This window comes from Streptococcus cristatus ATCC 51100, assembly GCF_000222765.1.
In the GTDB taxonomy this organism is placed as follows: Bacteria; Bacillota; Bacilli; order Lactobacillales; family Streptococcaceae; genus Streptococcus; species Streptococcus cristatus.
Window position 1 is genome coordinate 112,352 of the sequence record NZ_AFUE01000006.1, and the last position, 13,364, is coordinate 125,715.

Below are 13,364 nucleotides of genomic sequence, written 5' to 3' on the forward strand. Positions count from 1 at the left end.
TTAGTTCAAACCTTCATAGAGCGGAAAAGCATCCGTCAATTCACGAACTTCCGCTCGCACTTGGTTCAGCACCGCTTCGTTTTCAGCGTTTTCCAGAGCCTTGATAATAAGCTCAGCCACCTTGATACTTTCTGTGACACCAAAGCCTCGAGCTGCAATGGCTGCTGTACCGATACGAATGCCACTGGTCTTGAATGGTGACAAAGTCTCGTAAGGGATGGAGTTTTTATTGAGCGTAATGTTGACCTCATCCAAGAGATTTTGCGCTACTTTCCCATTTTCTACAACCTTAGTAACATCCACCAAGAAAAGGTGATTTTCAGTACCATCAGAAATCACGCGGAACTTGTCATGCTGACGGAAGACCTGCGCCATAGCTTGAGCATTATCCAAAATTTGCTGAGCATAAACCTTGAAAGCTGGGGCAAGCACTTCTTTAAAGGCCACTGCTTTGGCTGCAATGACGTGTTCCAATGGTCCACCCTGAATACCTGGAAATATAGCTGAATTGATTTTCTTAGCCAAGTCTTCATCATTTGTCAAGATCAAGCCACCGCGAGGGCCGCGCAAGGTCTTGTGGGTTGTCGTAGTTGTGATGTCCGCATAAGGCACAGGGCTTGGATGGAGACCTGCAGCAACCAAACCAGCTATGTGAGCCATATCGACCATCAGCTTGGCATCGACCGCATCAGCGATTTCACGGAATTTTGAAAAGTCGATGATATGAGAATAGGCTGAAGCCCCCGCCACAATCAGCTTAGGCTGAACTTCTTTGGCTTGCTTGAGGATAGCATCAAAGTCCAGTAATTCTGTTTCTGGATCAACGCTATAGGATACAAAATTGTAGGTTTGACCAGAGAAGCTGACTGGAGCACCGTGAGTCAAGTGACCGCCCGCAGACAAATCCATGCCCATCACTGTGTCGCCTGGCTCAATCAAAGCCATATAAGCTGCACAATTGGCCTGACTGCCTGAGTGAGGTTGCACATTGGCAAATTTGGCACCAAAGATTTCCTTGGCGCGCTCAATAGCCAAGCTCTCCACAACATCCACTACGTCTGTTCCACCATAATAGCGACGACCTGGGTAGCCTTCAGCATATTTATTTGTCAAAATAGAACCTTGAGCCGCCATAACAGCTTTAGAAACGACATTTTCTGAAGCGATCAGCTCGATATTATGTTGCTGACGCTCTTCCTCATTGGCAATGGCATCCCAGAGTTTTTGGTCAAATGCTTTGTAGTCTTCTTGGTCAAAAATCATAAAGTGTCTCCTTCTTTTGAGAAAATAGGGCGCTAGGCTCCTAATAGTTAAAATGTTATATCATTTACTTGGGCGAGAATATCCTCGCGAGTGATGGCACCCTGACGCAGAATACGTGCCTTTTCTCCAGATAAATCCAGAATAGTTGAATCCTGACCTGTCAGAGCAGTATCATCTTCTACTCCCGAGACCTCCTCTTGAAAATCCATCATAATCTGCTGGAAAGAAGTTCCACTAGCTTTTCCAGAAAGATTGGCGGATGGACCAATCAAGGGACCGTACTTGCGAATCAAGTCCAGCGTAACTGGATGCTTAGGAATCCGAAAACCTACGGTTTCCATACCTGAGTTGATCCAAGCAGGCACTCGATCATTGGCTTGGAGGATAATAGTCAGCGGCCCAGGTAGAAAGGCTTGATAGACTTGTTCCAGATAGCTGGGCTGGTTCTTGGAAAAGGCATAAATATCTTCCAAGCTAGCCACATTGAGATTGAGAGCTTTGTCACGCGGTCGTCTTTTTAATTCGTAGACTCGCTCAACCGCCTCTTCATTCAAAGCCTGTGCAAAGAGGCCATAAACAGTTTCTGTCGGCAGGACAACTGCTCCGCCTGCTGCCAGAGTATTTTCTATCTTATCCATTGTCCATCGCCACCATTCTATCTTTGCCAAATTGATCTTTCAAGACTCGGATTCGTTTTTGGGGAAAAGATTTTTTCAGCAATTCCCTGACGCCATCTCCTTGCTTGTAACCAATTTCCAGATAAATTTTTCCTTTTTCTGTCAGATAGTCTCCTGCCTGCTCTGCTATTTTCCGATAGACGGCATAGCCATCTTCCTCCGCAAAGAGGGCCATATGAGGCTCTGAGGTCAAAACATTAAGTCCAACTTCATCCTTATCTGCTTCTGAAATATAGGGTGGGTTGGACACGATGATGTCAAATGTCCCGCTAATCGCTTCCATGCAATCGGATTGGACAAAGGCAAGATCAAGCCCACAGGACTGGGCGTTTTCTGCCGCCAAGGCAAGAGCATCTTCTGAGAGGTCAGAAGCAGTAATCTGCCAATCTGGACGGCTATTTGCCAGCGCAAGAGCGATGGCTCCGCTACCCGTTCCGATATCCAAGACTGACAAGGATTTTTCAGGATTCTCCGACAAAATCAGCTCCACCAGTTCCTCTGTCTCAGGCCTTGGAATCAGAACTCGCTCATCAACCTTGAGAGTCAAGCCGTGAAAGTCACTGCTCCCAATGATATACTGGGCTGGCTTATGAGCGAGCAGCTGCTCATGAATTGCTTTCAGCTGGTCACGATCTTCCTGATTAACCTCTGCCTGAAGCTTGAGAACAAAATCGGTAAAGGAGAGCTCATTGAGAGCTCGATAAACGAAAGACAGGCTTTCCGCTTCTTCTCCCGCTACTACCAGCTCCTGCTCTAGCTCAGCTAAATATTGAGCTAGGGTCATTATTTATTCAGCTCTTCTAGTTTTTGCGTTTGGTCATAGAGCACCAAGGCATCTACAACTTCATCCAATTTACCAGACAAGATGGTATCTAGCTTTTGCAGGGTCAAGCCGATACGGTGGTCTGTGACACGGTTTTGTGGGAAGTTATAAGTACGAATCCGTTCTGAACGGTCACCAGTACCAATGGTTGACTTACGCTCCGCGTCTTGCTCGTCTTGGGCAATTTGCGCAAAGTGGTCAGCCACACGCGCACGGATAATTTTCATCGCCTTCTCACGGTTCTTCTGCTGGGTACGTTCTTCCTGCATCTCCACCTTGATATTGGTTGGTAAGTGAACGATACGAACGGCAGTCGCAACCTTGTTGACGTTCTGTCCACCAGCACCAGATGCGTGGTAGATGTCCACACGAAGGTCTTTGGGATCAATATCGTATTCTACTTCTTCGATTTCTGGCATGACCAGAACTGTGGCTGTTGAAGTATGAACACGGCCTTGACTTTCTGTCACAGGGACCCGTTGCACGCGGTGAGCACCTGATTCATACTTGAGTTTAGAGTAAACAGATTGCCCTGAAACCATGGCCACTACTTCTTTGAAACCACCGACACCGTTCATTGAGGCTTCCATGACTTCAAAACGCCAGCCTTGGGCTTCCGCATACTTCTGATACATCGTCAGCAAATCTCCAGCAAAAAGCGCCGCTTCATCTCCACCAGCTGCTCCACGGATTTCAAGGATGATGTTCTTGTCGTCGTTTGGATCTTTTGGAAGGAGCAAAATTTTCAGTTTTTCTTCGTATTCTTCTTTTTCAGCCTTGGCATCTTTGAGTTCTTGCTTGGCCATTTCTTCCAAGTCCGCATCTCCGCCAGATTCCTTAATCATCTCTTCGGCATCAACGATGTTTTGAAGGACTTGTTTGTACTCACGGTAAGCTGTTACCGTATCACGAGTAGAAGCCTCTTCCTTTGAAAGTTCCATGAAACGCTTGGTGTCTGAGACCACATCAGGGTCACTGAGCAATTCTCCAAGCTCTTCATAGCGGTCTTCCACTGCCTGTAACTGGTCATAAATATTCATCTTTGTAATCTATCTCCTTGATTTTCTAATTCATTCTACTTAATGGGTGGATTGAAATAATGCTTGCGGCAAACAGAAATATAGGTCTCATGGCCACCGATTTTAATCTGTTCGCCATCATAGACAGGTTTCCCATTATCCGTCCGCAAAACCATAGTTGCTTTTTTAGAGCAATATTGGCAAATAGTCTTGATTTCGTCAATCTTATCAGCCAGGAGCAAGAGATGCTTGGAACCTTCAAAGAGTTCATTGCGAAAGTCATTTTTCAGACCAAAAGCCATGACTGGAACATCCAGCTCATCCACCACCCTAGCCAAATCATAGACATGATGACGTTTCAAAAACTGAGCCTCATCAATCAAAACGCAGTAAGGCTTTTCAGGCAGGCTTTGAATATAGCCAAAAATATCTGTCTGGTCCTCGATTGCCATCGCAGCTCGCTTCATGCCGATACGGCTGGAAACAACGCCAAAGCCATCACGTGTATCGACAGCTGAGGTCATGATTACTACGCTTTTGCCCTGCTCTTCGTAGTTGTGGGCCACTTTCAAAATTTCAATGGTCTTGCCCGAATTCATTGTGCCATATTTATAATATAACTGAGCCATTTATTCTTACATTCTCTCTAAGTATTGTCTTTCTAGGACTTTCAGCACTGTCCACAAACTCTGCTGGAAAGACCGACCGTACTTCCTATTATTTTACCACAATTCACTATTCTTTAAAACCTAATTTGTGATAAAATAAGATTAGCAAAAGAAAAGGAGAAATCATATGCCATTTGTAAGAATTGATTTATTTGAAGGCCGCAGCTTGGAACAAAAGAAAGCTTTGGCTAAGGAAGTCACCGAAGCCGTTGTCAGAAATACTGGCGCACCTCAGTCTGCTGTCCATGTCATCATCAACGACATGCCAGAAGGCACTTACTTCCCTCAAGGTGAAATGCGAACAAAATAAAATCAAAAGGGCTGAGATAATAACTCAGCTTTTTTGATTTTATGATGAAAACGCTCAGCGTCGCTTCTTTTGGATATAATTCAATCGCAGTTGGTAGAGGATTGCACTCACGACCAAACTCGCAATCAGTCCAATCCAGTAACCATACGGTCCCAAGTCCGTAGCCTGATCTAAAAACAAGCCCAGGGGCAAGGAAACGCCCCAGTAAGCTAGCAAGCCTAAGTAAAATGGTGCCTGAGTATCCTTATAACCTCGCAAAATTCCTTGCAAAGGAGCGGCAATCGTATCAGCCAATTGGAAAAAGAGGCTAAAGGTCAGAAAGATTGAGGTCAGACGAATAAACTCTGGATCAGAGCCATAAAGACTGGCAACCTTGTCTCGGAAAATATAGAGAAAAATCAAAGTAAAGACCGCAAACCCAGATGCTACAATTCTCCCCAAAGTGCAATACTTTTTCACATCGTCAAGTCTTTCAGCCCCCAGCTCATAAGAGACGATAATGGCCATAGCTGTAGAGATACTCATAGGAAAAGCATACATTAAGTTTGAAAAATTCATGGCAGCCTGATGGCTAGCAATAATCAAAGAAGAAAATTTTGACATCACTAGTCCGACGATTGAAAAGATGACAACTTCGGCAAAGACTGTCCCTCCTATTGGCAAGCCTAAGCGAAAACCTTCAGCCAAACCAGCTTTACTCAAGGGACGAATTTTCCAGAGTTGGTATTGGCGAACTTTAGGATGTTTGATGGCTAATAATAATGATATAAGTAATAAAACCCAATAAGCTAAAGAAGTGCCTAGTCCCGCACCAGCTCCGCCCATTTCCGGAAAACCAAAAGCTCCATAAATCAACACATAATTAAAGCTAGCATTCAAAGGTAGGAGCAAAAGCATCAAATACATAGAAAGCCGAGTCAGCCCCAAAGCGTCCAAGAGAGAGCGAATGACGCTAAAGAGCAAGAAGGGAATGATACCGATGGACAAGTACCAAAGATAATGCTGGGCCACATCTTTTACCAAAGGGTCTAAGCCTAGACGCTGCAAAACCAAAGGAGCACCCACAAATACCAGCGCAAATAAAATCAGCGATAAAGCCAAAGAAAGATAGATGAACTGATAAAAATCTGATGCAATTTTTTCATCTTTCCCCTGTCCCAAATGATGACCGATGATCGGTACCAAAGCAGACACAATCCCTGTTAGAAAAGAGAAAAATGAACCCCACAGACTGGTCGCCATAGAGACACCTGCCAGATGCAAGGTATCGTATTGGCCCGTCATGGTCGTGTCAACAAAGGAAGCCGAGAAATTTGCCAGCTGATAAATCAGGATGGGAAGAAAAATTGAGACAAACAAGCTTAGGCGTTGTTTCAAATGATAAGTCTGATACATGTTGAAGTCCTTTTTTTAATCTTCTTTTTTAACTATACTACAAGCCAGCTGAATAGTCAAAAGAGGCTGGGACAAAAGTCCTAGCCTCTCAATTGTCTTTGGATTGTCGAGCAAGACGCAGTGGTTGAGTGGGCTCTACTACGCTGATTTCATCAGCTTTTACAGCCCTACTCAACTGTGCGGAGGTGGGACGACGAAATCGAATTTTAACGAATTACCGATTTCTGTCCCACTCTCTTTCTTATTTATTTTTGCGATTTAAGATCGCGTTTAGGACAATGGCAATCAGACTAGCCATGACAATTCCGTTTGAGAAGAACATCTGAAGGCTGGTCGGTAAGCTGTTGAAAAGACTGCTACCATTGAGTCCGACACCTGCTGAGATAGAAATAGCTGCAATGAGGAAATTATGCTCGCTGTGCTCAAAGTCAACACGCGCTAAGATTTGCATCCCCTGAACAGACACAAAACCAAACATAACTAGCATGGCACCACCAAGAACTGGACTTGGGATAATTTGTGCCAAGGCTCCGAATTTTGGCAAAAGGCCGAGGAGAATCAGGAAGCCAGCCGCATAGTAAATCGGCAACCGCGTCTTGATACCAGATAATTTGACCAAGCCAACATTCTGAGAAAATCCTGTGTAAGGGAAAGTATTGAAGACACCACCCAGCAGGACCGCAAGTCCTTCTGCTCGATAACCATTTCGTAGGCGGGTGCTGTCAATTTTATCTTTCGTAATGTCAGAAAGCGCTAAGTATACACCCGTTGACTCTACTAGAGAGACCGTTGCGATGATACACATCATTACGATAGAAGAAAATTCAAACTTTGGTGCTCCGAAATAGAAAGGGGTTGGCACATGGACCAGCGGAGCCTGTGCGACGGGCGTCAAATCCACCAAGCCCATAGCACCTGCAATGCCCGTACCGACAATCAAACCAATCAAAATAGAGATGGATTTGATAAAACCTTTGGTAAAAATGTTAATCAAAAGAATAATCAGCACCGTCACAGCTGCTAGAATCAGACTTTGGGCGGTTGGCTTGTCTACATTATTTCCCATATTGCCAATGGCCACTGGAATCAAGGTCAGCCCAATGGTCGTAATGACCGAACCAGTCACAACTGATGGAAATAGATTAGCGATCTTTGAGAAAATCCCAGCGATCAGAACAACATAAATCCCGGATGCAATCAAGGCACCAAACATGGCACCACTACCGTGGCTCTGCCCAATGATAATCAAAGGAGCAACAGACTGGAAGGCTACGCCCAACACGACTGGCAGACCGATACCAAAATATTTATTTAATTGAAGCTGCAAGAGAGTTGCAACACCACACATAAAAATATCTGTCGAAATCAGGTAAGTCAGCTGCTCAGCCGAGTATCCCAGAGCCCCAGCAATCATAATCGGTACCAGAATGGAGCCTGAGTACATAGCCAACAAATGCTGCAAACCTAAAATGGCTGCCTGTGAATGTTTTTCTTCATTATAGTTCATCTTATAGATCTGCCTCTCTAAATACAACTTTTCCATTTTCAAATCGGTCAATTCGAGCCAAGGAAAGAACTGTTTGTCCTTGAGCCTCTAGCAAGCTTCGACCGTCTTGGAAGGATTTCTCAATCACGATTCCAACGGCTGCTACCTCAGCACCAGCTTCTTCAATGATTTTAATCAAGCCCTTGGCTGCCTGACCATTTGCTAAGAAATCATCAACGACCAGGACCTTGTCACTTGACTCCAAAAACTTACTAGCGATGGAGACAGTCGAAGTGACCTGCTTGGTAAAGGAATATACTTCCGCCGTTAAAATCCCTTCAGTCATGGTGATGTTCTTAGACTTTTTGGCAAAAATCATTGGAACACCCAAGGCTTCCGCCGTATAGACAGCCGGTACAATCCCTGAAGCCTCAATCGTCACAACTTTTGTAATGCCTGCATCCCTGAAATGCTCGGCAAATACTTGTCCGATTTCTTTCATAAGCGAAAAATCAACCTGATGGGTCAGGAAAGAGTCAACTTTGAGAATATTTTCTCCTAAAACGTTGCCGTCTTGCAGAATTCTCTCTTCTAATTTTTTCATGTATCTCCTCTTAACATATCTTGGTTCAATAATGAAGAAAGGACCTGCCACGATAAGCAAGTCCTTTCTTTTAATGACAAATAGCCTGACACTAAAAGTACCAGAAAGTCATTAGACTCACTTATTGTTAGATGTTTGGCATCTTGTAGAGACCTTGCCCCAATCATTAGCAAGATAAATAAGTTATTCTATTTCATTAATGAGCATCGCCATTCCAGATGGAATTTTTAACGATGACATAGTCCACACGAGTTAGGCTATGCAAATCGCGACCTCCTGCATAGGAAATCGAGCTCTGCAAATCCTGCTCCATTTCAGTTAATGTGTCTTGCAAGTGACCCTTGGCCGGCAGCAAAATCTTCTTGCCTTCGACATTTTTATAAGCACCTTTTTGATACTCGGATGCAGAACCATAGTATTCTTTAAACTTATCACCGTCTACTTCAATGGTTTCCCCTGGGCTTTCAATGTGCCCGGCAAAGAGCGAACCAATCATGACCATGCTGGCTCCGAAGCGGATTGATTTGGCAATATCGCCATGCGTCCGAATCCCTCCGTCCGCAATAATAGGTTTGCGGGCAACCTTTGAACACCAACGAAGAGCAGATAACTGCCAGCCTCCTGTACCAAATCCAGTCTTGACTTTGGTAATACAAACCTTGCCTGGTCCAATGCCGACTTTAGTTGCATCCGCGCCAGCATTTTCCAGCTCCCGCACGGCTTCTGGAGTTCCGACATTTCCAGCAATGACAAAGGTCTCTGGTAGTTCTTTCTTGATGTGTTGGATCATTTGAATCACGCTGTCTGAGTGCCCGTGTGCGATATCTATGGTAATGTATTCAGGTGCATCATCTTTAAGGCTACTAACGAAGTCATACTCATAGTCTTTCACACCGACAGAGATCGATGCAATCAGGCCTTGCTCATGCATTCGTTTAACGAATGGTTTGCGCCCTTCCTCATCGAAACGGTGCATAATGTAGAAATAGCCTCCTCGAGCAAGCTCTTCAGCGACAGATTCGTCAATAATCGTCTGCATATTGGACGGAACGACTGGCATCCGAAACGTATGTTTACCGAATTTCACACTGGTATCAGCCTCTGAGCGACTTTTCACAATACATTTCGCTGGAATTAGTTGAATATCTTCATAGTCAAAAACCTGAAAATCATTGAGCATGGAAAACTCCTTATCAATACTTAAAAATGACCTACCTATGCTCTTCGGCATCGCTACATCTATCCAGACGTTTCCAGAAAAAGTATATCACAAGGTACAGATTTTGTAAAATATTTCAAGTATATTATTGATAATGTTCGGAAATTAAGAAAAACACGGTCGCCCGTGTTTTAATCTTTCTTATTTTTATCTGAGTTGGAGTCTTCTGCTCCTCCGTCAACTGCCTTTTTAAACTCTGAAAACATTTTTCCAATAGACTGCCCTAGCTCTGGCAAACGTTTTGGTCCAAAAATCAGTAAGGCACCTAGGACGATAACAATAAGCCCTGGTAGTCCAATGTCTTTTAAAATTCCCATTACGATGTTCTCCTTTTCTCAATCATTTTACTCAGTAGGATACTAACTTCATACAGCAAAATCAGTGGCACTGTCATTGACAAGTCACTGATGAAATCAGCCGGCGTCAAGACAACTGCTAATACCAATAAAACGAAATAGGCATAGCGTCTATATTTTATCAAAAATTGCGGTTTGAGCAAACCGATTGATGTCAGAAAGGCCACAATGACAGGCAATTCAAACAAGCAAGCAATCGGAATGGTCGTGTGAAACAGAAAGGACAGATAGTTCTGCGCTGTCATCTGGACAGCAAATAAACCATCACCTAAAGAAAGCAAAACTTGCAAAATAGCAGGGCTGACAAAGTAAAAACCAAAGGCCAAGCCCAAGACAAAGCTGAAAAATGTGGCTGGTATGTAAGCAAAAATCGCCTTTGCCTCACTATTTCTCAGAGCAGGTCGGATAAATTCCCAAATCTGATAGACCATAAAAGGCAGGGTTAGTGAGAAAGCCACAAGACTAGCCAAGCTAATATAAATCCAAAGGATGTCATCTGGTCCCAATACAATCAGCTTCTGCTCAAAAGAAGCGGTCAGCCATTTGTAAATATCCGCTGCAAAAAGCAGACTGACCAGAAAAATCAAACCGAACCAGATTAAGACAGCAAGGAAGCGCCATCTAAATTCCGTCAGGTGTTCAACAACGGTCTGTTCCTTATTAGGCATCTGCTCGCTCCTTTTGCCGATTTCTAAAGGTCACATAAAGAACAACGACAAGAAAGATGGCTTGACTCAGTACTACTTCTAAGCTCGGATAAATTCCCAGCCAATCAATGGTTGGAAGATGAGACAGCAAGTGACTAGGAAAAATGGCTGTTAATTGCAGGGCATGAATGCTGACACCTAACATTTTAAAGGCCAAGGCATAAATCAGCCAGGTCAGACCAAAGAAAATCCGATGAGGCCGAATGAGACTGCTAGCCTTGGTCATTAGAATTGCAAGCAAAACTAAAACCAAAATAGCAAGTCCCAATCCTAAAAAGAAATCTAGAGCAGTAATGCGAGGTAAAATTCCTGCGTAGAACAAGATGGTCTCCGCTCCCTCACGGAAAACAGCGAGAAAGCTCAGGGCAAACATGGAAATAAAACTACCACTGGCTGTCACTGCCTGCATCTGACTTTCCATGAAGTCATTCCACTTCTTGACAGAGGACTTGCTGTGGAGCCAAATGCCGACCAAAATCATCATGACAACTGCAAAAATCCCCACTGCCCCCTCAATAATTTCACGATTGGAGCCAGAGGCAACGGCTGGAAAAAGAGTTTGCAGCAAAATAGCAATGGCCGCACTGGCTAGTACGCCCAAGCCAGCACCAGTATAAACCCATTTGAGGCCTTTTTTCATCTTGGAGGCTTTGAGCGTCGTAACAAGTGCCATCACAATCAAAAGAGCCTCAACGCCCTCACGCAGCAAAATCAGCATGGCATCAAAGAAAGTATAAGATCCGCTGGTGTCAATCTGTTCTAGCTCACTGATTAAGGACTCGAGCTGGTCTTGATAGTCCTTATCCTTGCCCTTCACCATGATGACAGGCGACTGGCTTTCTACTTTGGTATAGAGGGAGGGATTTTTAGTGCTGACATCTCCTTCAACGCTTGGCCAAATCGTGATAAATTTCTTCATCGCAGCCTTGCCCTGCTTTTCGTCTCCTTTTTGGAAAGCAAGCAGAGCCTTTTTCAGAAGGCCAATACCATCCTCCAATGTAAGATTCTCACTGCTAGCAGATGCCTCTTCTCCCTTGACAAAGCTATCAATCGCTGCTCTCAGGTCATCATAAGAAGTTTGAATAGCTTCAAAATCCGTTGTCTCCGTCTCAATGGCACTCCGTAAAAAGGAAATGGCCGTCTCCACTTTGCCATAATGAGCCGTGCTATGATCCCGCACCACTCCTTCATTGGCGGTCCAAGTCGAATTCATTTTTTTATAGGCTTCACGAATCTTTTCAAGATCCTTGCTCTTAATCGCTGCCTGAAGAGCTTGAAATTTTGATTCTAGTTTATTGACCAGCTTGGTTTTTTCCGCCTCGAGATCAACGGGATTCTGCTCCTTTTCAAAAGCCAAAAGAGCAGCTGAAACCTTGGTTAGCTTGTCCTCTGTTACATCGCCTGAGATAGTCAATGCCTTGCTGACTTCTTTCCCTGCAGCCGAGTCATGGTTGCTTAAAGCCGCAAATTCTGTCTGGATTTCCTCCAGCAATTCTTTGGCACTAGCTTGGTCGCCTTTTTGAACGGCTGTGCTGGCATCCGTAATCTTGATAAAGAGACTGCTATAAGAATCCTCAGCCGATACAGGCTGAGCTAGGAGTACGAGCGCCAAAAGTAAAAACAGGATCTTATTCAAATAATTTCTGACCAAGATATTCTCCTTCTTTGACACCACCGAAGCAAGCAAACAAGCCACTGCCCACATGGGTGATATATTCATTCATCTTATCCTGTGCTCCAAGATTTGTCTGGACTTTGATAAAACTGTCGGGATCCTTTTGGAAAGAGATAAAAAGGAGGCCTGTATCAAATTGACCCGTTGTTTCGTCAATACCATCCGAATAAGAATAGGAACGACGATAGAGAGGCTTGTCGACTTCCTTGGCTAGTCGCACATGTGCATCAACTGGAAGCAAATCCAAGTCTACCTCGTCAAATTCATTCTTCTTGCCAAAGGGCGCTCCGCTCTCCTTATAACGACCAAAGGTATTTTCTTGCTCTTGCAGATTGGTCCGATCCCAAGTCTCAAGAAACATCTGGATTCGGCGGACAGCCATATAAGAGCCACCCTTCATCCAGTCCTTGCTGTCACACCAAACCACCTTGTCAAAATCTTTCTCCTTGGTGACATTGGCCGTACCGTCTTTAAAACCAAATAGATTGCGGGGAGTAGACATACGATCGCCAATAGCAGCAAAACCAGCCTGGCTCCATTTCATAGTGACAGCATTTCGCGCTTTACGAACTAGATTGCGAACGGCATGAAAAGCCACCTGCTCATCATCTGCACAAGCTTGAATGACAATGTCACCGCCAGTATATTTCTCTTTTAGTTGTTCCTTAGGGAAAGGAGGCAGGTCGCGAAATTCCTTAGGCTTTTTATTCTCCAAGCCCATTTTTTTCAGGAAAGAGGCGGAGACGCCAAAGGTCAAGGTCAGTCGGTAAGGGTTGAGTCCGACCGTTTCTCCAGTATCCGTAGGCGGCAAGAGGGCATTAGAACCATCTTTTTTAACTAGCTCCCCATTGACCAACTTTTCACTGTAGGCGGTCCAGTCCTTGAACATCTGGATAATGGTCTCTTTATCCGTCGTATGCAAGTCCAGAATGACAAAATAGATATTCTTTTGCATGGCTGTTGTAATGCCAGCTTGGTGCTCACCATAAAAACTGATTTCTTCATCGCCGTCAGCCAATTTTTTGTCTTCTTTCGCTTGATTAGCGAAAAAAGCAGATGCACTGGAGACACCAAGTGCTAAGCCTGCGCCTCCAATCCCTGCTTTTTTAAGAAATTCCCGACGATCCATTTTTTTATTAAACCATTTTTCGTCCTTGGTCAT

At 44.3% G+C, this 13,364-nt stretch carries 13 protein-coding genes, 1 pseudogene and 1 riboswitch; of the genes and pseudogenes, 1 reads left to right on the forward strand and 13 read right to left on the reverse strand.

Annotated features, from left to right (window positions below; all coding sequences use genetic code 11):
* Genes glyA through HMPREF9960_RS04040 form a run of 5 tightly spaced genes read right to left on the reverse strand, consistent with a single transcriptional unit; the run spans window position 1 to window position 4,411 of the window.
* Window positions 1-1,263 (reverse strand): serine hydroxymethyltransferase, encoded by a 1,263-nt coding sequence (glyA, locus tag HMPREF9960_RS04020; RefSeq protein WP_005589833.1) that lies wholly within the window; start codon window positions 1,261-1,263, stop codon window positions 1-3.
* A 47-nt stretch (window positions 1,264-1,310) separates the two neighbouring features.
* Window positions 1,311-1,901 (reverse strand): L-threonylcarbamoyladenylate synthase, encoded by a 591-nt coding sequence (locus HMPREF9960_RS04025; protein WP_005589831.1) that lies wholly within the window; start codon window positions 1,899-1,901, stop codon window positions 1,311-1,313.
* Window positions 1,894-2,724, reverse strand: coding sequence for a peptide chain release factor N(5)-glutamine methyltransferase (gene prmC / locus HMPREF9960_RS04030; protein WP_005589829.1), 831 nt, complete (start codon window positions 2,722-2,724; stop codon window positions 1,894-1,896). The genes HMPREF9960_RS04025 and prmC overlap by 8 nt, the downstream gene beginning before the upstream one ends.
* A complete protein-coding gene (gene prfA / locus HMPREF9960_RS04035) occupies window positions 2,724-3,803 on the reverse strand; it encodes a peptide chain release factor 1 (protein ID WP_005589827.1) in 1,080 nt (359 codons plus the stop codon). The genes prmC and prfA overlap by 1 nt, the downstream gene beginning before the upstream one ends.
* Window positions 3,804-3,838: 35 nt before the next feature.
* Entirely contained in the window at window positions 3,839-4,411 is a 573-nt protein-coding gene (locus HMPREF9960_RS04040; protein WP_005589825.1) for a thymidine kinase, read from the reverse strand.
* 160 nt (window positions 4,412-4,571) lie between these two features.
* Here HMPREF9960_RS04040 and HMPREF9960_RS04045 point away from each other — a divergent pair.
* Window positions 4,572-4,760, forward strand: a pseudogene (locus tag HMPREF9960_RS04045) (4-oxalocrotonate tautomerase); the annotation flags it as partial.
* A gap of 54 nt (window positions 4,761-4,814) precedes the next feature.
* Here HMPREF9960_RS04045 and HMPREF9960_RS04050 read toward each other — a convergent pair.
* From HMPREF9960_RS04050 to efeB, 8 genes are all read right to left on the reverse strand, one after another.
* Window positions 4,815-6,155: an MATE family efflux transporter gene (locus tag HMPREF9960_RS04050; RefSeq protein ID WP_005589821.1), complete on the reverse strand. Its 1,341-nt coding sequence runs from the start codon at window positions 6,153-6,155 to the stop codon at window positions 4,815-4,817.
* A gap of 241 nt (window positions 6,156-6,396) precedes the next feature.
* Window positions 6,397-7,662 carry a nucleobase:cation symporter-2 family protein gene (locus tag HMPREF9960_RS04055; protein ID WP_005592204.1) on the reverse strand — a complete coding sequence of 422 codons (1,266 nt, stop codon included), beginning with the start codon at window positions 7,660-7,662 and terminating at the stop codon, window positions 6,397-6,399.
* 1 nt (window position 7,663) lies between these two features.
* Window positions 7,664-8,245, reverse strand: a complete 582-nt coding sequence (locus HMPREF9960_RS04060; protein ID WP_005589818.1) for a xanthine phosphoribosyltransferase — start codon at window positions 8,243-8,245, stop codon at window positions 7,664-7,666.
* A 104-nt stretch (window positions 8,246-8,349) separates the two neighbouring features.
* Window positions 8,350-8,447: riboswitch (purine riboswitch) on the reverse strand.
* Complete coding sequence (gene guaC, locus HMPREF9960_RS04065) at window positions 8,442-9,425, reverse strand: GMP reductase (protein WP_037586165.1); 984 nt, start codon at window positions 9,423-9,425, stop codon at window positions 8,442-8,444. Its footprint overlaps the riboswitch before it by 6 nt.
* Window positions 9,426-9,595: 170 nt before the next feature.
* Entirely contained in the window at window positions 9,596-9,781 is a 186-nt protein-coding gene (locus HMPREF9960_RS04070; RefSeq protein ID WP_005589816.1) for a twin-arginine translocase TatA/TatE family subunit, read from the reverse strand.
* Window positions 9,781-10,488, reverse strand: a complete 708-nt coding sequence (tatC, locus tag HMPREF9960_RS04075; RefSeq protein ID WP_005589815.1) for a twin-arginine translocase subunit TatC — start codon at window positions 10,486-10,488, stop codon at window positions 9,781-9,783. The genes HMPREF9960_RS04070 and tatC overlap by 1 nt, the downstream gene beginning before the upstream one ends.
* Complete coding sequence (locus HMPREF9960_RS04080) at window positions 10,481-12,178, reverse strand: FTR1 family iron permease (protein WP_005592240.1); 1,698 nt, start codon at window positions 12,176-12,178, stop codon at window positions 10,481-10,483. Before HMPREF9960_RS04080 ends, tatC begins: the two co-directional genes overlap by 8 nt.
* Window positions 12,156-13,364: an iron uptake transporter deferrochelatase/peroxidase subunit gene (efeB, locus tag HMPREF9960_RS04085; RefSeq protein WP_005592139.1), complete on the reverse strand. Its 1,209-nt coding sequence runs from the start codon at window positions 13,362-13,364 to the stop codon at window positions 12,156-12,158. The genes HMPREF9960_RS04080 and efeB overlap by 23 nt, the downstream gene beginning before the upstream one ends.